The sequence below is a fragment of the Actinomadura sp. ATCC 39365 genome, from assembly GCF_054392275.1.
Map to the genome: position 1 here is coordinate 7,130,725 of NZ_CP184335.1, position 18,788 is coordinate 7,149,512.

General features: G+C 73.8%; 20 protein-coding genes. 13 read left to right on the top strand and 7 right to left on the bottom strand.

What is annotated here, in order from left to right:
• Window positions 1-129 precede the first annotated feature (129 nt).
• Window positions 130-3,423, bottom strand: coding sequence for a S8 family serine peptidase (locus ACNF49_RS34800; protein ID WP_357969614.1), 3,294 nt, complete (start codon window positions 3,421-3,423; stop codon window positions 130-132).
• 423 nt (window positions 3,424-3,846) lie between these two features.
• Here ACNF49_RS34800 and ACNF49_RS34805 point away from each other — a divergent pair, with 423 nt between their 5' ends.
• Window positions 3,847-5,970 (top strand): SpoIIE family protein phosphatase, encoded by a 2,124-nt coding sequence (locus ACNF49_RS34805; protein WP_357969611.1) that lies wholly within the window; start codon window positions 3,847-3,849, stop codon window positions 5,968-5,970.
• A gap of 7 nt (window positions 5,971-5,977) precedes the next feature.
• Here ACNF49_RS34805 and ACNF49_RS34810 read toward each other — a convergent pair whose 3' ends face one another.
• Window positions 5,978-6,127 (bottom strand): hypothetical protein, encoded by a 150-nt coding sequence (locus ACNF49_RS34810; protein WP_357969608.1) that lies wholly within the window; start codon window positions 6,125-6,127, stop codon window positions 5,978-5,980.
• 76 nt (window positions 6,128-6,203) lie between these two features.
• On the opposite strand from ACNF49_RS34810, the gene ACNF49_RS34815 reads away from it, so the two are divergent.
• The 4 genes from ACNF49_RS34815 to ACNF49_RS34830 all read left to right on the top strand — a co-directional run bounded on the left by ACNF49_RS34815 (window position 6,204) and on the right by ACNF49_RS34830 (window position 8,658).
• Window positions 6,204-7,073, top strand: a complete 870-nt coding sequence (locus ACNF49_RS34815; protein ID WP_482940216.1) for a LysR family transcriptional regulator — start codon at window positions 6,204-6,206, stop codon at window positions 7,071-7,073.
• A 6-nt stretch (window positions 7,074-7,079) separates the two neighbouring features.
• A complete protein-coding gene (locus ACNF49_RS34820) occupies window positions 7,080-7,205 on the top strand; it encodes a hypothetical protein (protein WP_482940217.1) in 126 nt (41 codons plus the stop codon).
• Window positions 7,206-7,267: 62 nt separating this feature from the next.
• On the top strand, window positions 7,268-8,017 hold the full coding sequence (locus tag ACNF49_RS34825; RefSeq protein ID WP_357969600.1) for an SAM-dependent methyltransferase: 750 nt from the start codon (window positions 7,268-7,270) through the stop codon (window positions 8,015-8,017).
• A gap of 140 nt (window positions 8,018-8,157) precedes the next feature.
• Complete coding sequence (locus ACNF49_RS34830; protein ID WP_357969597.1) at window positions 8,158-8,658, top strand: anthrone oxygenase family protein; 501 nt, start codon at window positions 8,158-8,160, stop codon at window positions 8,656-8,658.
• Here ACNF49_RS34830 and ACNF49_RS34835 read toward each other — a convergent pair.
• Window positions 8,636-9,187, bottom strand: a complete 552-nt coding sequence (locus tag ACNF49_RS34835) for an AAA family ATPase (RefSeq protein ID WP_482940218.1) — start codon at window positions 9,185-9,187, stop codon at window positions 8,636-8,638. The genes ACNF49_RS34830 and ACNF49_RS34835 overlap by 23 nt on opposite strands.
• A 172-nt stretch (window positions 9,188-9,359) precedes the next feature.
• On the opposite strand from ACNF49_RS34835, the gene ACNF49_RS34840 reads away from it, so the two are divergent.
• The 8 genes from ACNF49_RS34840 to ACNF49_RS34875 all read left to right on the top strand — a co-directional run bounded on the left by ACNF49_RS34840 (window position 9,360) and on the right by ACNF49_RS34875 (window position 16,542).
• The gene (locus ACNF49_RS34840; RefSeq protein WP_482940219.1) at window positions 9,360-10,157 is read left to right on the top strand and encodes a hypothetical protein; all 798 of its coding nucleotides are present in this window, start codon (window positions 9,360-9,362) and stop codon (window positions 10,155-10,157) included.
• 70 nt (window positions 10,158-10,227) lie between these two features.
• On the top strand, window positions 10,228-10,467 hold the full coding sequence (locus ACNF49_RS34845) for a hypothetical protein (RefSeq protein ID WP_482940220.1): 240 nt from the start codon (window positions 10,228-10,230) through the stop codon (window positions 10,465-10,467).
• The gene (locus tag ACNF49_RS34850) at window positions 10,467-11,858 is read left to right on the top strand and encodes a peptidoglycan-binding protein (RefSeq protein WP_482945627.1); all 1,392 of its coding nucleotides are present in this window, start codon (window positions 10,467-10,469) and stop codon (window positions 11,856-11,858) included. Before ACNF49_RS34845 ends, ACNF49_RS34850 begins: the two co-directional genes overlap by 1 nt.
• Window positions 11,851-12,525 (top strand): ABC transporter ATP-binding protein, encoded by a 675-nt coding sequence (locus tag ACNF49_RS34855; RefSeq protein WP_482940221.1) that lies wholly within the window; start codon window positions 11,851-11,853, stop codon window positions 12,523-12,525. The genes ACNF49_RS34850 and ACNF49_RS34855 overlap by 8 nt, the downstream gene beginning before the upstream one ends.
• A 2-nt stretch (window positions 12,526-12,527) precedes the next feature.
• Window positions 12,528-13,703 carry an ABC transporter permease gene (locus ACNF49_RS34860; protein ID WP_482940222.1) on the top strand — a complete coding sequence of 392 codons (1,176 nt, stop codon included), beginning with the start codon at window positions 12,528-12,530 and terminating at the stop codon, window positions 13,701-13,703.
• Window positions 13,704-13,718: 15 nt separating this feature from the next.
• Complete coding sequence (gene cseB, locus ACNF49_RS34865) at window positions 13,719-14,405, top strand: two-component system response regulator CseB (protein WP_357969582.1); 687 nt, start codon at window positions 13,719-13,721, stop codon at window positions 14,403-14,405.
• A complete protein-coding gene (locus ACNF49_RS34870; RefSeq protein WP_482940223.1) occupies window positions 14,402-15,598 on the top strand; it encodes a sensor histidine kinase in 1,197 nt (398 codons plus the stop codon). Before cseB ends, ACNF49_RS34870 begins: the two co-directional genes overlap by 4 nt.
• 80 nt (window positions 15,599-15,678) lie before the next feature.
• A complete protein-coding gene (locus ACNF49_RS34875; RefSeq protein WP_357969576.1) occupies window positions 15,679-16,542 on the top strand; it encodes a D-alanyl-D-alanine carboxypeptidase family protein in 864 nt (287 codons plus the stop codon).
• A gap of 16 nt (window positions 16,543-16,558) precedes the next feature.
• On the opposite strand, the gene ACNF49_RS34880 is transcribed toward ACNF49_RS34875, so the two are convergent.
• The 4 genes from ACNF49_RS34880 to ACNF49_RS34895 all read right to left on the bottom strand — a co-directional run bounded on the left by ACNF49_RS34880 (window position 16,559) and on the right by ACNF49_RS34895 (window position 18,769).
• A complete protein-coding gene (locus tag ACNF49_RS34880; protein WP_482940224.1) occupies window positions 16,559-16,834 on the bottom strand; it encodes a hypothetical protein in 276 nt (91 codons plus the stop codon).
• Between the two features lie 102 nt (window positions 16,835-16,936).
• Window positions 16,937-17,971, bottom strand: a complete 1,035-nt coding sequence (locus ACNF49_RS34885) for an MFS transporter (protein ID WP_482940225.1) — start codon at window positions 17,969-17,971, stop codon at window positions 16,937-16,939.
• Between the two features lie 35 nt (window positions 17,972-18,006).
• Window positions 18,007-18,234, bottom strand: coding sequence for an MFS transporter (locus ACNF49_RS34890; protein ID WP_482940226.1), 228 nt, complete (start codon window positions 18,232-18,234; stop codon window positions 18,007-18,009).
• Window positions 18,235-18,379: 145 nt separating this feature from the next.
• Window positions 18,380-18,769 (bottom strand): RidA family protein, encoded by a 390-nt coding sequence (locus ACNF49_RS34895; RefSeq protein WP_482940227.1) that lies wholly within the window; start codon window positions 18,767-18,769, stop codon window positions 18,380-18,382.
• Window positions 18,770-18,788 lie beyond the last annotated feature (19 nt).

An 18,788-nucleotide genomic window follows, 5' to 3' on the forward strand; every position in this document is an offset into this window, starting at 1 on the left:
GCCACCGCGAGGTGCGCCGAGACCAGGGCGATCCGGAAGACCCGCCGCCCGGCCGTGAGCTCGGCGGCGCAACCTGCGCGAACGGCGCGGTGGCCGCGGACGGGTGTGCCGCCCGCGGCCACCGGCGGGTCACTGGACGGTGATCTTGTCCACTTCGACGGTGATCCCCTTGACCTGCGGGGTCGAGGTGACGGTCGTGATCTTACCGACCCCCGCGCTCACCCCCTTGACCTTCATCGAGTACGTCAGGCTGCCGCCGGGCGCCCCCGGCGTGCTGGTGACGACCAGATCCTGGGTGGGCGGCCCGGAGATCTGGGCGCCGCCGGTGCCCTCGGCGTTCTCGGCGCCGACCGTCAGGCCGTAACCGGCGGGCGGCGAGCCGGGCAGGTTCCCCGGGTCGTAGGCGTAGCTGACGTCCTCCGTGCCGTTGAGGCCGATCCACTGCTGGAAGACCTTCAGGTCGGTGGTGCCGTAGAGGTTCAGCCGCCACTCCACCACCAGCCAGTCGTTGACCCCGTCGGTCAGGATCGTGGCCAGGACGCCCGGCGCGGCGGTGCCGTCCAGGTCGGTCCAGTACGGGGCGAGCACGCCGTTGGGCCGCGCCGGATTGGGCAGCGTCTGCGGCGTCGGCGAGACGTCGTCGCCGGTGGCCCCGCCCGCGACGCTGTAGCCGTCGGAGGTGACGCCGAGCCGGGTGTAGCTGCGTCCGGCGAACTGGAAGGCGGGCACGGTGAAGTTGAGCGCCTGCTCGTCGCCGATCGGGGTGGGCGTGACGCCGAAGGCGTCCAGCGGGATGTAGCCGGCCGGTCCGGCGCCGGGCGCGATCGCCGGCCGGGCGGGCTGGGTGGCGGCCAGCGTCGCCTTGGTGGTGGCGACCTGGGTGCCGACCTTGGTCGCGCCCGTGACGCTGTTGAGGCGCAGGCGGGCGTCCAGGGTGCTGAGCGCGGTCACCTCGGCGTCCTCGTACGTGGTGTTGCGTACGGTGACCGTGCAGGTGGACTCGCCGGTGTTCCTGGCGATGGTGTCCGGGGCGCAGGTCTGCTCGACCGGCACCGCGCCCTGCTTGCGGTAGAACGCCACCGGCAGGTGCAGCGCGCGCGAGCCGCCGACCTGCTTGAGGTTGACCTGGCCGAAGTACTGGCCGTCGGGCAGTTCCGGCGCGGTGACGACGATGCTCAGCTTGGCGCTCTTGCCGGGCGCGACGGTGAACAGCGGCGGCAGCACGGCGACGGTGGCTCCGCTCACGGTGGTGCCGGAGGCGGTGAAGGTGAGCGACGAGCCGGTGGTGTTGGTGACGGTGCGCTTGGCGGTGATCACGCCGGGCATGGTGGGCGCGTTCACCGAGGGCAGGTTGAGGTCGATCCGGTTGAGCGGGTCGGTGGCCGAGGCGACGAAGCCGGCGGCGTCCTGGTCCAGGGTCAGTCCGGGGTCACCGGCCTTGGTCAGGTCGATGCGCCCGCCGCCCATGTCGAACGGGTCGGCCTGGGTGGTCCTGTCCTGCTTGGTGACCGCCGTCTTGGCCGTGGTCTCCAGCGCCGACTTGACCTGGCCGGGCGTCCAGGTGGGGTGCAGGGCGAACACCAGCGCCGCCGAGCCGGTCACGTGCGGCGCGGACATCGAGGTGCCGGAGATGACCTGGTAGAGGTTGCCGGGCGGGCCTTCCAGCGGCGACTCGGGGGTCGGCGTCATGCCCGCCATGATGTGCTGGCCGGGCGCGGTGACGTCCGGCTTGAGGAAGTCGCCGCCGGGGCCGCGCGAGGAGAAGTGCGCCATCGCGTCGCCCTGCCAGGTGGACTTGGCGCCCTGTGTGAAGGAGGCGGTGGCGCCGGGGTGGGCGGCGAGGAAGGCCAGCAGGGTGTCGGCCTCGGGCTTGTCCACCTGCACGGACGGCAGCCAGTGGGCGTCGGTGAAGACGTCGAACGGGAAGGTGTTGTAGAGGATCATCCCGGCCGCGCCGCCCTGTCTGACGTTGAAGCTCTTCAGCACGCGGTTGGGGGTGCGCTCACAGGCGACGATCTTCCCGGTGAACATCCCGGCGGGGGCCGGGACGTCGCACGCCGGGCGCGAGTACGGCGGCGCCGAGGCCAGCACGACGGGCAGCGGCGAGGCCAGGCCCGCGGTGATGGACGCGCCCTTGATCGTCGCCGTGGCGCCGCCGCCGGACAGCGTGACCGTGGACTGGAACGTCCTGGACTGCGAGGAGGCGGCCACGGTGGTCACCCAGGGGCCGCGGTGGTCGGTGGTGCCGGCGCCGGGCCCGGAGTTGCCGGCCGAGGCCGAGACCAGCACGCCGGCCGCGTAGGCGTCGAGGAAGGCCAGCTCGACCGGGTCGCTGTAGGGGTCGCTGCCGCCGGAGACCGAGAAGTTGATCACGCGCACGCCGTCCAGGACGGCCCGTGCCACGGCCTGCGCCGAGTCGGAGGGGAAGCAGCCCTGCGCGCCGCACACCTTGTAGACCGACACCTCGGCGGCCGGGGCGATGCCGTGGATCGGGCCGCGGCTGATGCCCAGCGGGTTCGCGTCGGCGACCGGGCCGCCCGCGGACGTGCTGGCGGTGTGGGTGCCGTGCCCGTTGGAGTCGCGGGCGCTGTCGCCGTAGACCTCGCCGCCGTAGACGGCGTTGTAGGTCTCCATGAACGGCTGCCCGCCGATGAGCTTGTTGTTGCAGGTGAACGGGTCACTGGCGGGGGTCAGCGGGTTGTCGCCGAAGTTGCACACGCGCGGCGTGCCGTCCTTGGTGGGCCCGGGGGCGGGCAGGCCGGGGGCGGCGGCGAAGGACGGGTGCTCGGGCCAGGCGCCGGTGTCGAGCACGCCGACGATCACGCCCTTGCCCGCGGAGGAGCTGCCGCCGAGCTTGCCGTAGATGGTGTCGGCGCCGATGAACTCGGGGCTGGAGTCGGTCAGCAGCTGCTGGGGCTTGTCCTCCTGGACGGCGACCGCGCCGGGCAGCCGCAGCACGTCGGCCACCTTGTTGCCGGGGACGCGCAGGGCGATGCCGCCATAGACGGTCCTGACACGCTGGCCGACGACGGCTCCGGGGACCTTCTTGGCCAGCTCGCCCAGGAAGGCGTTCTCGACGTCCTGGATGTGGGTGCCGTACTTCCTGGCCTCGGCGCTCCTGGTGTCGAGGGCCTTGCCGGTGACGGCGGGGCTGGTGGCCGGCAGCCCGGCCAGCCCGCCCTGGTAGGCGGCCAGCGAGTCGTAGTCCAGCTTGACCATGACGTTGACCGGCGCGGGCGAGGTGGCCTTCAGCAGCGCCGCGTCGCTCTTGGCGAGCTTGCCGGTGGGGGACTTGGCGCCCTCGACCACCTCGGCGCCGGTGAGCGGCACCGACCGCCATTTGTCGGGCGGGGCCGGCGTGGCCCGCGCCGCGGCCGGGCTCATGGTCAGCACGACACCGAGCCCGACGGCTAACGATGTCAACCGGCGTAAACGGGATGAGAACGAACGGGACAACACAAAGACCTCCTGGCCGAGGAGCTGCACGAACCCGCCGGACCGGCCGAGGACGTCATGTCACCCCCACGCGCGCATGCCGGAGAGATCGATGACCCTCCCCGGTGGGTGACGAGCTGGACCGCCTCCCCTCCCCGTCGGCGGGGTGGGTTGGCGTCCGAACCGGAGTGTAGACAGCGATCAACTGGCCGAGAACCCCGCCGGTTTGTCACGTTCCGGCCAATTGGCCCCACCAGACGGACCGCCACCGGAAAGCTCATATTCGTCCCACCTCTTCACCAGAATCCGGCAACGGTGAGCTTCACCCCCAATACGGATATCTACAGTTGTCCTATGGGCGATCAACGGGACGCGGCGCCGACGTCAGCGCAGGACGGAACGAGGTAGTCCGTGGGCGGCCACGCCGACGAGGGGACCCGGCCGTACACCTCGGCGCTGGACGAGCAGCTCGCCCAAGCCGCCCGGGACACCGGCGCGCACATCGGCGCGGTGTACCTCCTGACGGGCTCCCCGCAGGTCCTGATGATGGAGGCGGAGATCGGGCTGCCCGCGCAGCTCGTCAAGCCGTGGACCATCGTCAGGCTGGACGGCGGGGCGCCCGTGGCCGCCGCCGTCCGCCAGGGGCAGCTGGTCTGGGTGCCGACCGCGCACGAGCTGGCCCGCCGCTTCCCGGGCACGGCCCTGGCCTTCCCGTACGCCTTCGCCTCGGCCTCCGCGCCCCTGCACAGCGACTCCCGCATGTGGGGCTCGTGGATCCTGCTCTGGCCGGACGGGCGGCCGTCCGAGCTGAGCGGGCCGGAGCAGGACGTCATCGCCGCCACGAGCGAGCGCCTGGCGGCCGTCCTGGAGCAGGCCGCCGACAGCGGATGTCCGCTGCGTCCCGGCGGCGAGCCGCGGGTGCTGACCCCGGTGCCGCCGCCGATGCCCGACCCGTACGAGGCCGTGGCCGCGGCCGGCTTCCTGGACCGGCTGCGGGACGGCTCCGTCGCGCTCGACCTGGACGGCGTGGTCACCTTCGCCAGCCCGGCCGCCGCCGGCCTGCTCGGCACCACCGTCTCGGAGTTGCTGGGCACGCCGCTGTGGGAGACGGCGACGTGGCTGAAGGACCCGGCGTTCCAGGACCGCTGCCGGGCGGCGGTGGTCGGCCAGCAGGTCGCCTCCTGCTCGGCCCGCCGGCCGGACGGCCACGAGCTGGAGTTCGTCCTGCACCCGGACCCGACGGGCCTGAGCCTGCGCATCACCCCCTCGGCGGCCGATCTGTCCGCGCAGCGGCCCGCGCGCGCCTTCACGCCGGACAACTCCGGGCTGCCGCGGGCCGACGTCTTCTACAACTTCCTGCACATGGCCTCGGCGATGACCCGGGCGCTGAACGTCCGGGAGGTCGTCGATCTCATCGCCGACCACGTCATGCCGGTGTTCAAGGCCCAGGCCATGGCGATCATGAGGGCCGAGAGCGGCCGGATGCGGATCGTCGGCTCCCACGGCTACGTCGCCGAGGTGCTGGAGCGGTTCGACGGCCAGACGCTGGCCGCGCCCAGCCCCGCCGAGCAGGTCGTCCGCACGGGCGAGCCCGCCTTCTTCGCCGACCGGGACGAGCTGCGCCGGGCCTTCCCCGAGACCGCCCAGGACGACGGGATGGCCGCCTGGGCCTTCCTGCCGCTGACCGTCTCCGACGACACCTTCGGCGTCTGCCAGCTGGCCTTCGACCATCCGCGGCCGTTCACCGCCGAGCAGTGCGCGACGCTGACCACGCTGGCCGGGCTGATGGGCCAGGCCCTGGACCGGGCGCTGCTCTACGACACCAAGGACCGGCTGGCCCACAGCCTGCAGACCTCGCTGCTGCCCGGCAGCCTGCCCGACATGCCGGGCCTGGAGGTGGCCGCCCGGTACGTGCCCGCGACCCGCGGCGTCGGCATCGGCGGCGACTTCTACGACCTGATCCGGCTCAACGAGACCACCGCCGCCGCCGTCATCGGGGACGTCCAGGGGCACAACATGACGGCCGCGGCGCTCATGGGCCAGGTGCGCACCGCCATCCACGCCCACGCCGCCGTCGGGGCCAGCCCGGGCGACGTGCTCCAGCACACCAACCGGCTGCTCATGGACCTGGACACCGACCTGTTCACGAGCTGCCTGCTCATCTACTTCGACCTGCGCCTGCGCACGCTGCGGGCGGCCAACGCCGGTCATCCCCTGCCGCTGCTGCGCCCGCCCAACATGCCGGCCGAGATCATCGACATCCCGGCGGGCCTGCTGCTCGGCATCGACGCCGACGCCGAGTACGCCACGGTGGAGGTGCCGTTCCCGCCGGGCGCCGTCCTGGCCCTCTACACCGACGGGCTGGTCGAGGCGCCGGGCGTGGACCTGGACGAGGCCATCGGAACGCTGGCGGCGTACCTGACCAGCGCCCCGCGCGAGCAGCTCCAGCAAATCGCCGGGACGCTGCTCGACCACGCCCCGCACACCGACGACATCGCGCTGCTGCTCCTGCGGCACCGCGAGAACTCGGGCTGAGACCCGCTCAGTGCGAGACGAACGTGTGGTGGTCGGCCAGCGCCAGCGCCCGGACGAAGTCGAGAACCTTCAGCAGCCCCCGCCCGGCGAGCCGGACCGGGGCGGGACGGCGGGAGCAGTAGGCGGCCGACCACAGGGCGGGGACGTGTTGTTCCATGCGGACCAGCATGTCCTGGCGTGTACTGATCGATCCAACACATCGTCTCGCTGGCAGTCATCGCTATCGTAGATGGATGGAACTGCGTCAGCTCCGCCACTTCGTCGCCGTCACCACCCACGGCAGCTTCACCGCCGCCGCCCGGGCCGAGCTGATCGTGCAGTCGGCGCTCAGCACGTCCATCCGCAAGCTCGAACGCGAGCTCGGCGCCGACCTGTTCGAGCGCACCGGGCGGCGGCCGGTCCTCACCCCGGCCGGGCACGCCTTCCTCCCGGCCGCGCGGGCGCTGCTGGCCGACGCCGCGGCGGCCACCGACGCCGTGTCCGCGGTGTCCGGGCTGGCCACCGGCCGGGTGGCGATCGGCACCATCCAGACGCTCACCAGCGTCGACCTGCCGGCCGAGCTGGCCGCCTTCCACCGCCTGCGGCCCGGCATCCAGATCTCGGTCCGCGACGCCCCGGTGGCGGGGCTGCTCGACGCGCTGCTGGCCCGCGAGCTCGACCTGGCCTACCTGGCGCTCGACGGCGCCGAGCTGCCGGCGGGGCTGGCCGTGTTCGACTCCTGGGAGGAGGAGCTGGTGCTGATGACCTCGTCCGAGCATCGGCTGGCCGGGGCGGAGAGAGCCCTGCTGTCGGAGCTGACGGAGGAGCCGTTCGTCGACTTCAAGGCCGGCACCGGGCTGGAGACCGCGGTGCGCCGGCTGGCCGCCGGGTGCGGGCTGCACCGGCAGATCACCTGCGAGGTCACCCAGATCCGGCTGCTGGTCGACCTGGTGCGCGCCGGGATCGGGGTGGCGATCGTCCCCCGGCGGGTGGCCGAGCGGGAGGGGCTGCCGACCGTCCGCATCCGCCAGCCCGATCCGGCCAGGACGGTCGTGCTGGCCGGCCGCGCGCCGGTCCCCGCCAACCCGGCCGCCGGCGCCCTGCTCGCGCACCTCACCCGGTGACCCGGATTGGACCTCGACGGCAGCGCCGCGGCCTCGCGGGCCCTGGCCCGGGAGGCGGCCGACGTGCTCGGCGTGATCCTGGAGCCGGGCGCGGCGGCGGCGCGGGCCGGCGCGGCCGTCATCGCCGCCTGATCCGGACCCGGCGGCACATAACCGGTTGAACGGGCGGGGGCTTCGTGGTGGGATGGCCCGCTGTGTCAGCGATCCAGGACCTCGTGCGCCCCGACGTCTATCCGCGTTCCTCCAAATACGACCCGGAATGGGTGCTCGGGCTGGACATGGGCCCCCATCCGCTGTGGCTGCTGGAGGACCTGGCCCGCGACCTCGACCTGCGGCCCGGCATGCGGGTGCTCGACCTGGGCTCGGGCCTGGGCGCGACCTCGGTCTTCCTGGCCCGCGAGTTCGGGGTGGAGGTGGTGGCCGCCGACCTGTGGGTCGCGCCCGAGAAGGCCGCGGCCGTCTTCGCCGAGGCGGGCGTCGCAGACCGGGTCCGGGCCGTACGGGCCGAGGCGCACGCGCTGCCGTTCGAGCAGGAGTCCTTCGACGCGATCGTCAGCGTGGACGCCTTCGAGTACTTCGGCACGGCCGACTCCTACCTGCCCTACCTGGTCCGCTTCCTGCGGCCCGGCGGGCAGCTCGGCGTCGCCACGCCCGGCATGACCCGCGAGGTCCGCGACCTCGGGCACATCCCCGCCCACGTCAAGGCGCTGGTCGGCTGGGAGGCCATCGCCTGGCACACCGCCGACTGGTGGCGCTTCCAATGGGAGATCACCGAGCTGGTCACGGTGACGTCCGCGCGCCTGCAGGACGGCGGATGGCACGACTGGCTGCTGTGGGCCCGCGCCCGGCAGGAGACGGCGACGATCGCCATGCTCGAGGCCGACCAGGGGGAGTACCTGTCCTTCGCGCTGGTCACCGCCCGCCGGAACCCGCCCGCGTCCTGACCTCCCGGCGCCGGGCGGCCCCGTGGAGCCCGGCGTATGGGCGGGAGAGTCTCGGCCATGGCCGCGCTCCCCCGCTGTCGCGTTGACTTGTCCTCGCGCGTCCGGGACGTCCGGCGCGAAACCAGGAGGGAAACACACTGATGTCGGTTCTGCGCACCGTCGTGCTCATCGTGGCGACCATGGCGACCGGGCTCGCGGCGGGCGTCTTCGGGCTCTACTCGCACACCATCATGCGTGGACTCGGCGCGACCGACGACCGCACGTTCGTCGGGGCGTTCCAGGCCATCGACCGGGCGATCCTCAATCCCTGGTTCATGCTCAGCTTCATCGGCGCGCTGGCCTTCACGGGCCTGGCGGCCGCGCTGCACCTCGGCCAGAACGTGCGCGCGGTGCTGCCCTGGATCATCGTCGCGCTGGTGCTCTACCTGGTCGCCTTCGTGCTCACGGTGGCCGTGAACGTGCCGCTCAACGACGCCATCAAGGCGGCCGGCGACCCGGACCGGATCGCCGACCTGGCCGCGGTGCGCCGCGCGTTCGACGAGGCCAAGTGGGCCGGCTACAACCTCGTCCGCACGATCACCACCACCGGCGCGTTCGCCTCCCTGTGCTGGGCGCTGGTCAAGAGCGGCCGGGTGGGCTGACGGCCCGCTCGATCAGCGCGACACGGTCGGCCAGCGGCGCGGCGGGCACCTCGACGAGTTCGAACCCGAGGTCGCGGTAGGTCCGCTCGTGCAGGCGCTCGAAGTCGAGCGAGTCCTCGTAGCTGATCCGCCTGGCGGAGGTGGCGCGGACGAATCCCTGGTTGCGGACGAAGAACACCTTCCCGTCGTACGTCCCCCCGCCCACCACCCGCTCGACCTCGCGGGCGAGCAGGCGCGAGGTGGGAAACCCGAGGAAGCGGCTCAGCGCCAGCGTGCAGACCGGCGAACGGTCGAAGAAGACGGTGGCCTCGCCGCCCGCGGGCGACGCCTCCTGGCGCCGCCGCTGGAGAGCGACCACCTCGTCGACGAAGGCGGGCTCGCGCCAGGGCTCCGCGCGGCCGAGCGCCTCGCCGAGGGCGATGACGTCCGTCGCCGCCTCCTCGACGACGGTGTGCCCGTGGATCTCCAGCAGCCGCAGGACGGCCGTCTTCCCGGCGCCGGGGGTGCCGGTGAGAACGTGATTCGGCACGGCTCTTCTCCCTTTCTCGTGGGGGTTGATGACTGGCTACGGGCGCTGATACACGGCTGATACACGGCCGAGCGCCCGGTGATACCCGGCCAAGGCCGGGCGGACGGAAAAGGGCTCAAGAGTGGCCAGGCGTCGCGGAGGGCGGCGCGTCCCCACGGTGAAGGAGCCCTTGATGCGTGTGCTGGTGTGCGGTCTGCTCGGTCTGGCGGTGCTGACCGGCTGCGGAGGGGCTCCGGCGGGACAGGCCGCCCCGGCGTCCGGCGGGGGCGACGCCGGGGCGGGCAAGCTCCGGGAGCGGGAGACCGTCATCGCCACCTGCATGAAGCAGAAGGGCTTCGCCTACACGCCTTCGGTCAGCCGGCCGGGGACGCCCGACGCCGACCCGGCCGACTACGCGGCGATGAAGGCCGAGCGGAGCAGGAACGGCTTCGGCGTCTTCTCCGCGATCGTCTACCCCAAGCCTACCGAGACCCGGGCCCCGGATCCCAACCAGGCCACGCTCGCCGGGCTCTCCGGCGCCCGGCGGGACGCCTGGCTCAAGACCATGAACGAGTGCCGGGTCAGCGCCCTGCGCCAGGTCAACGGCCTGAAGGTCACCTCGCTCACCGACTACCAGGACCAGATGAGCACCGAGATCGAGAACATCGACAAGGCGCTCGACGGCGATCCGAAGCTGGTGGAGCTGGCCGGGCCGTTCGCGGAGTGCCTGAAGTCCGAGGGCGAGCGGGTGACCTCCGCCCGGCCGCTGGCGCTGGGCGCGCGGGGGCAGACGCTGTGGGGCGAGCAGGCCGACCGGCTCGGCAAGGCGGGCAAGGTCACGGCCGCCGCGGCCCGGCCGTACCTGGCCAAGGAGATCAGGTCGGCGCTGGTCGACCTGGAGTGCGGCAAGGACTTCTACGCGGCCTTCGTCCCCCTGCAACGGCGGCTCACCAACGAGGCCCGGGTGAAGTACGGGTTCCAAGAGCAGTGATGCGCACCCCTCGCGGCAAGTTGCTGCTCGTGCTGGCCGTGGTCCTGGCGGTCGCCGGGACCGGCTGGGGGTGGGCACCCGGCTGCGCTCCCCGGCCGACGAGGCGGCGGCGCGCAGGCCGCCCGTGCCGTCGCTGGTCACCGTCGAGGTGGAGCGGCGCAGGCTGGTCGCCACCGTCGTCGTCAGCGGCACGCTGGAGTACGGCTCCCCCGTCCGGTGTCGCTGGCCGGGGTGGTGGGCGGCGGCGAGACCGTCCAGCGGGCCACCCGTGCTCCCCGGCGGGGGAAGCTCGTGGAGGGCGCGGTGCTGATGGAGGTGAACGGACGCCCGGTGTTCGTCTTCGCGGGCAGGGTGCCGATGCACCGCGGCATCGTCCCCGGCGCCGAGGGGGACGACGTCCGGCAGGTGCAGAAGGCGCTGCGCCGGCTCGGGCACCGTGTGCCGGTGACCGGCGTGTTCGACGGCGCGACCGTCGCCGCGGTGTCGCGCTTCTACGCCCGGCGCGGCTACGAGGCCCAGCAGCCCACCCTGGAGCTGCGGCAGCGGCGCGACGAGCTGGCGCGGTCCGTACGGACCGCGCGGGAAGTGCTGGCGACCGAGAGCAGGGCCCTCGACCAGGGCATGGACGTGCTCCCGCTGAAGCTCAGGGTGACCGGCGCCCGCCGCGACCTGAAGGCGGCCGAACAGGCGCTGAAGAGCGCGCGGGCCCAGGACCGCACCGCCGAGGACGCGGCCGCGGCCGAGGCCGCCGAGAGCTCCGTGCGGGCGGCCGAGGAGCGGCTGCTGGCGGCCGAGCAGGAGCTCGCCCAGGCCAGGGCGACGCCGACCGTCACGCCGTCCACGGCGCTTAGCGCCGCCCCCACGGCGACGCCGCGCGCCGACACCCGCCTGCTCGAACTCCGGGTCGCCAACGCCCGCGCCGACCTGGCCGCCGCCCGGTCGGCGCTGGACCGCGCGCGGGAGGAGGCCGGGGCCGCGCGGGCGAAACGGCTGGCCGAGCGGGAGAAGGCCGTACGGGTGGCGCGGGAGGCCGTGGCCGTCGCCGAGCAGGCGCTCAGGCAGGCCAGGCAGCTCTCCCCCGCCAGGCTGAAGGTGGCCAACGCGCGCAGCGACCTGGCCGCGGCGCGGGCGTTGCTGGCCGAGTTCTCCCGCACCTACGGCACCACCGTACCGCCCGGCGAGATCGTCTTCCTGCCCCGGCTGCCCGTCCGGCTGCACAAGCCGGCCGTCAAGGCGGGCGAGCCGGTGGACAAGGCGGTCGCCACGGTCACCGGCTCCGGCTTCGTGGTGTCCGGCTCGGTGGACGCGGCCGAGGCCGAACGGGTCAAGGCGGGGCTGGCGGCGAGCATCGAGACCGACTCCGGCACGACCGTCCCCGGCACGGTGACCGCCGTCGCGGGGCGCGACGCGAAGGGCGCCGTCCCGGTGACGGTCACGCCCGCCGCCGTGAAGGGGCTGCGCGAGCTCGCCGGCGCGCCCGTCACGGTCCGCGTGACCATCGGCGCCACCGGAGGGGAGGTGCTCGTGGTCCCGGTCGCGGCGGTCGTCACGGCGGCGGACGGCAGGGCCAGGGTGCGGGTGGAGACCGCGCCCGGCCGGACCGAGGAGGTGCAGGTGCGCACCGGCCTGTCCGCCGACGGCGCCGTGGAGGTGACCGGCGACCTCGAACCGGGCGAGCGGGTGGTGGTCAACAGTGGCTGAGCCGGTCATCCACCTCCGCGAGCTGACCAAGGAGTTCCCCGGCGACCCGCCCGTCCGCGCGCTGTCGTCGGTCGACCTGCGGGTCGAGCGGGCGGACTACGTGGCGGTCGTCGGCCCGTCGGGGTCGGGGAAGTCCGCCCTGCTCAACACCCTGGGCCTGCTCGACCGGCCGACCCGCGGCAGCTACCGGCTCGACGGCATCGAGACCACCACGCTGCGGGAAGGGGCGCGCACCGCCGTCCGCGGCGGCCGGATCGGCTTCGTCTTCCAGTCCTTCCACCTGCTGCCGCACCGGAGCGTCCTGGAGAACGTCATGCTGGCCGAGGTCTACGGCACGGCCCCGCGCGCGGGACGGCGGGACCGCGCCATGCGGGCCCTCGACCGGGTGCGCCTGTCGCACCGGGTGGACTTCCTGCCCGGCAGGCTGTCCGGCGGCGAGCGGCAGCGCGCCGCCATCGCCCGCGCCCTGCTGGGCGAGCCGTCGCTGCTGCTGTGCGACGAGCCCACCGGCAACCTCGACAGCAGGAACACCGGCGCAGTGCTCGACCTGTTCGACGAGCTGCGCGCCCAAGGGATGACCGTCGTCGTCATCACCCACGAGACCGAGGTGAGCGACCGGGCCGGACGCCGGGTCCGCATCACCGACGGCGTCCTCACGGAGGAGTAGACGTGCACCCGCGCGACCTGCTGACCGAGGCCGTGGCGGGCCTGCTGGCCCGCCCGGTGCGCTCGGCCCTGACCACGCTGGGCACCGTGCTCGGCATCACCACGCTCGTGGTGACCCTGGGCGTCGCCGCGACGGCCGGCAACCAGATCGTCGGCCGCTTCGACGAGCTGACCGCCACCTCCGTCACGGTCGAGGTCCCGGCCCACCCGTTCCCGCTGGTCGGATGGGCCGACGTGAGCCGGGTGACCCGGCTGCGCGGGGTGGTCTCGGCCGCCGCGCTCGCCGAGTCCGACCGCAGCGCCAATCTCGTCGTCCGCTCCAACGACGTCGTGGACCCGGCCCGCGTCACCGACCAGACGCTGACCGTGGTCTCCAGCAGCCCCGGCCTGCCCGCGGCGGTCAAGGGCAGGATGATCCAGGGCCGCTACTTCGACGCCGGGCACGTCGCCCGGGGCGACCGGGTCGTCGTGCTGGGCCAGCAGGCGGCCCGGCTGCTCGGCATCACCGGGCTGGAGCGGGCTCCGGCCGTCTTCATCGGCACCCGGGCGTACACCGTGATCGGGGTGCTCGGGGATCTCCGGCGGGAGAAGAGCCTGGCGAGCGCGGTCATCCTGCCGCCGACGGCCGGCCGGCCCTACGGCCTGGGCACCGTGACCCGCGTCCTGGTCGACACCGCGCTCGGGGCCGCCGAGCTGATCGCCCGGCAGGCGCCGTCCGCGCTCAGCCCCGGCAACGAGGCCCTGCTCCAGGTCATCTCGCCGCCCAGCCCCACCAGGGCCCGCGACGCGGTGGAGGGCGACGTCAACGCCCTGTTCCTGATCCTCGGGCTGGTCTCCCTGGTCGTCGGCGCGGTCGGCATCGCCAACGTCACGCTGGTGACCGTCATGGAACGCGTCGCCGAGATCGGGCTGCGCCGGGCGCTGGGCGCGGCGCGCCGCCACATCGCGGCGCAGTTCCTGCTGGAGTCCACGCTGACGGGGTTGATCGGCGGCGTGCTGGGCGCGTCCGCGGGGATCTTGGTGATCGTCGGGGTCTGCGCCGTCAAGCAGTGGACGCCCGTCCTCGACGTCTCGCTGGCCGTCCTGGCGCCGGTGGCCGGGGCCGTCGTCGGGCTGCTGGCGGGCCTGTATCCGGCCCTGCGCGCCGCCCGGATGGAACCAGTCAATGCACTTCGCTAGGTATGGTGCGATTTCATGACATCCCTGCTGCTCGTCGAGGACGACACCGTGATCCGCACGTCGCTGGGCATGGCCCTGGAACGGTACGGCTATCGGGTGACCACGGCCGCCGACGGGCTCGACGGGCTGGAGGCCGCCCGTACGGGCGAGCACGACCTGCTGCTGCTGGACGTGATGCTGCCCGGCCTCGACGGCATCAGCGTGTGCCGCAGCATCAGGGAGACCAGCCAGGTGCCGATCCTGATGATGTCGGCCCGCGGCGACGGGCTGGACATCGTGGCGGGGCTGGAGGGCGGCGCCGACGACTACGTGGTCAAGCCGGTGGACCTGCCCGTGCTGGTGGCCAGGATCCGGTCGCTGCTGCGCCGGGCCACCTTCGCCCGTACGCCGGCCGCCGGGCCAGAGGCGGGGCCGGCCGTGCTGGAGTTCGGGGACCTGAGCGTGGACACCGGCGCGCTGGAGGTGCGGCGGGCCGGCCGGCGCGTCGAGCTGTCGCCGACCGAGCTGCGGCTGCTGCTGGAGTTCGCCGCCCATCCCGGCATCGTCCTGGAACGGGCGACGCTGCTGCGCAACGTGTGGGACTACGGATGGGACGGCGACAGCCGCGTGGTCGACCTGTGCGTGCAGCGGCTGCGCAGGAAGATCGGCGCCGAGCGCGTCGAGACCGTGCGCGGGTTCGGCTACAAGCTGGCCGTCACGTGAACCCGGCCTCCTTGCGCTGGAAGATCGCCGCTCTCGTCACGCTCGCCGCGACCGTCGTCGCCGCCGTGGTGGGGCTGCTGGTGCACCGGGCGACCTGGCAGCGGGCGCTCGACATCGGCCAGGCGCGGGCCGAGGCGGCCCTGGAGGAGTCGCTGGCCTCCGGGACCGCCGAGGACGTGGTGCCCGTGGACGAGCTCCCCGCCGCCCTGGCCGACCGGCTGCGGCCCGGCGGGCGGGTGGTCTGGTACGGGCTCGACCACCGGGACGAGCCGTGGATGTGGGCGGTCCAGCCGTACGGCGGCGGCGACGAGGCGGTGAGCGTGCAGATCGCGATGGGCTCCGAGCTGCTCGGCCTGCAGGCGCTCGACCGGAACATGGCCAAGGCCGGGCTGCTCACCCTGGCCGGCGTGGTGCCGCTGTCGGTGCTGGCGGCCGAGCTGCCCAACCGGCGGCTGCGGCGGGTCGCGCGCACCGCCCGCAGCATCGCCGGAGGCGACCTGGCGGCCCGGACGAACGCCCGCGGCCGGGACGAGATCGCCCGCATCTCCGCCGCCGTGGACTCGATGGCGGCGAGCCTGCAGCACCGGCTGCTGGCCGAGCAGCGGTTCACCGCCGACGTCGCGCACGACCTGCGCACCCCGCTCATGGGCCTGGTCGCCGTGGTCGAGCTGCTGGACGAGGGCGAGGTCACCGACCTGGTGCGCGACCGGGTGCGGGTGCTGCGGACGCTGGTGGAGGACCTGCTGGAGGTGTCCCGGCTGGACGCCGGGGCCGAGGTCGCCGAGCGGGTGCGCGTGCCGCTGGCCGGGCTTGCCGCGGAGTCGGCGTCCCGGGTGGGGGTCGAGGCGCGGGTGCTGGCCGACGGGGACCCGGTGGCCGAGACCGATCCGCGGCGTCTGGACCGGATCCTGGCCAACCTCGTGCTCAACGCCCACCGGCACGGCGCGGCGCCGGTGGAGGTCGCGGTCGGCGACCACGTGATCGAGGTGCGCGACCGGGGGCCGGGGTTCCCGCCGGAGCTGCTGGCCGACGGGCCGCGCCGGTTCCGCACGGGCGCCGCCGAGCGGGGCCGCGGGCACGGCCTGGGGCTGACGATCGCGCTGGGCCAGGCCCGGGTCATCGGCGCCGAGCTGACCCTGGCCAACGCCCCGGACGGCGGCGCGGTCGCCGTCCTCCGCCTCCCGGCGGGTTGATGCCGGGCTGATACACGGCTGAGCGCGGGTGGATGCACGGCCACTGCCGTACGGACATGCCGGTCGCACAACCTGGCGGTATGCGACGTTCCTTGATGTTTCTGCTGCTGGCGGGCGTTCTGTCGGGCTGTGCCGGCGCGCCCTCGGTCACCGGGGACGCGTCCCTGCCGTGGCCGCCGGAGGGGCAGGCGGCGGTCGAGGTGGCGGACGTGGGCAGCCTGGGCGTCAGCGGCGACCTGCGGCCGGTGCCGATCGCCAGCGTGACGAAGGTGATGACCGCCTATGTGATCCTGCGCCGCCACCCGCTCCGGCCCGGCGACGACGGCCCGCCGATCACCGTGGACCGCACGGCGGCCGAGGAGTCCTTGTCGCGGCTGGAGTCCACCGTGCCGCTCGTACAGGGCCGGACGGTCCGGCTGCGGCGGCTGCTGGAGCTGATGATGGTGCCCTCGGGCAACAACGTGGCCCGGCTCCTGGCCCGCTGGGACGCCGGCTCCCAGGAGCGTTTCGTGGCCCGGATGAACGCCGCCGCACGACGCCTCGGCATGACGCACAGCACGTACACGGGGGCCAGCGGCAACGAGGACAGCACCGTCAGCACCGCCGCCGACCAGCTCAGGCTGGCCAGGGCGGCGATGGGCGACCCGGTGCTGCGGGCGGTGGTGGCGCAGACCGACACGTCCGTCCCAGGGGACTCCAGGCGGCTGCACAACACCAACACGCTGCTGAACAGGCACGGCGTCATCGGCATCAAGACCGGCTCGGGCACGGCCGCGGGCGGCAACCTGATGTGGGCCTCCCGCGTACGGGGGCATCTGGTGCTCGGTGTCATCCTCGGCCAGGCCGCGCACACCGACCCGGCCGCCGCCAAGGCGGCGGCGCTGGAGGCGGGCGGCCGGATGAGCGCGGCGGTCGAGCGGTGGCTGCTCGACCGGTCGCGATGACGTGACCAGGCGGGGATCAGCAGTTCAGCCCGCTGACGATGCCCAGCTGGGGTGTCGGGTTGACGACCGCGCAGCCGTAGGTGCCCGACGGGATGGTGATCGCCCCGGCTCCCGACCCCTCCCCGGTGCAGCCGGAGCCCAGGATGTGGTAGCCGACGACGCTGCCCAGGTAGGTGCGGGAGCCGCCGGTGCAGACCCACGAGCCCATCGCGTACGCGGACGAAGCGGGCAGGGACGCCCCGGCAAGGGCGAAGGCCGAGATGACGGCGAGCCGTCTCACCAGCGTGATCATGAGGTTCCCTTTCCTCCGACGGGACGGGGGCACCTCTTCCCTGCCCCGCGACCCGTCACGCGCCACCCGGGGACGATGTCCACCATCGGACACGATCCCCCGTCAGCGACGTTCGTGCGAGGCCCTGGGCAGAGCGAGCACGGCGACCGCCCCGGCGGTCACGACGCCGGCGCAGGCCCAGAACGCCAGGGCGTACCCGGAGGTCGGCGCGCCGGTGCGGGCCGCGGCCAGGGTGGTCAGCGCGGCCAGCCCGAGTGAGCCGCCGACCTGGCGGGAGGAGTTGAGGATGCCGGAGACCAGCCCCGCCTCGCCGGGGCCGACGCCGGCCGTGGCGGTCATCGCGATCGGGGCCGCGGTGAGCCCCATTCCGCCGGTGATGAGCACGCCCGGCAGCACGATCCCGGTGAGCAGGCCGCTCTCCGGGGTGATGGTGGCCTGCCAGGCGAAACCCGCCGCCGAGACCAGCGCGCCCGTGGCCAGCAGCGGACGCAGCCCGACCCGGCCGGCCAGCCACGGCGTGGCCTTGGAGGCGACGACGATGGCCAGGGTGTGCGGCAGGAACGCCAGGCCCGCCTGGAGCGCGCTGTAGCGCAGCACCTGCTGCATGTAGAGCGACAGGAAGTACCAGAGCGCGAAGCCCGCGGCCCCCAGCAGGAACTGCACGAGGAGCGCGCCGGACACCGAGCGGGCCAGGAAGATCCGCAGCGGCATCAGCGGCGCCCGCGCGAATCGGGCCTGCACCAGGACGAACGCGGCCAGCGCCAGCACGCCCACGCCCATCGGGACCAGCGCGCGCGCCGAACCCCAGCCGTACGCGGGGGTCTGCAGCATGCCCAGCTCCAGCGCCGACAGCCCCACCGTCACCGTGATCGCGCCGGTCAGGTCGAGCCCGCGGGCGCCGGTGTCGCGGCTCTCGGCGAGCAGGCGCAGCGCGGCGATCACGGCGACCGCCCCGATCGGCGCGTTGATCAGCAGGATCCACCGCCAGGACAGGTAGTCGGTGAGCAGCCCGCCGGCGAGCGATCCGGCCGCCCCGCCGGCCGCCCCGACCGCGCCCCAGGTGGCGATGGCCCTGGCCCGCACCGGCCCGGCGGGGATCGTGGTGGTGAGGATCGTCAGCGTGGCGGGGGCGACCACGGCCGCGCCGAGCCCCTGGCACGCCCGCGCGGCGATCAGCAGCTCCGGCGTGGTGGCGAGCCCCCGGCCAGGCCGGCGATCGCGAACACGGCCAGGCCCGCGACGAAGGTGCGCCTGCGGCCGTAGAGATCGGCCGCCCGGCCGCCCAGCAGCAGGAACCCGGCGAAGGTGAGGAGGTAGCCGTTGACCACCCATTGCAGCCCCTCGGCGCCCAGGCGGAGGTCGGATTCCATGGCGGGCAGCGCGACGTTCACGATCGACACGTCGAGGACCATCATGAACTGCGCCAGGCAGACCAGGGCGACGATCGGCCAGAGGGGGCGGGCGGCCGGGCGGTGCTCCGCCCGGCCGGTGGTGCGTCCGCGGTGTTCGTCATGATCCGAGATCTCGTCGACGGTCCCCGCGGGGTCACACGACCGCGACGGCGTCGACCTCGACGAGGCATCCCGGGTTCAGGCCGGCCACGACGTGCACCGTGATCGCGGGCGGCGGGTCGGTCCGGTTCCACACCTCCTGGAAGGCGGCCACTCCCTCGTCGAACGTGTGGCCGTCCAGCACGGCGATGCGCCAGTGCACGATGTTCGCCAGGCTCGCCCCCTCGCTCTCCAGGATCGTCCTCAGGTTGCGGAACACCTGCCTGGCCTGGTCCCCCACCGTGGGGCCGACGACCTTGCCGTCGGGGCCGACGCCGTTCTGGCCGCCGATGTAGATGGTCCTGGCCGGCTGCTCGACCACGACGGCCTGGCTGAAGGCCGGGCTGCGGTGAAGTCCCTCGGGGTTGATGTGCCGTACGCCCATGTTCTCTCTCCTTGCGTTC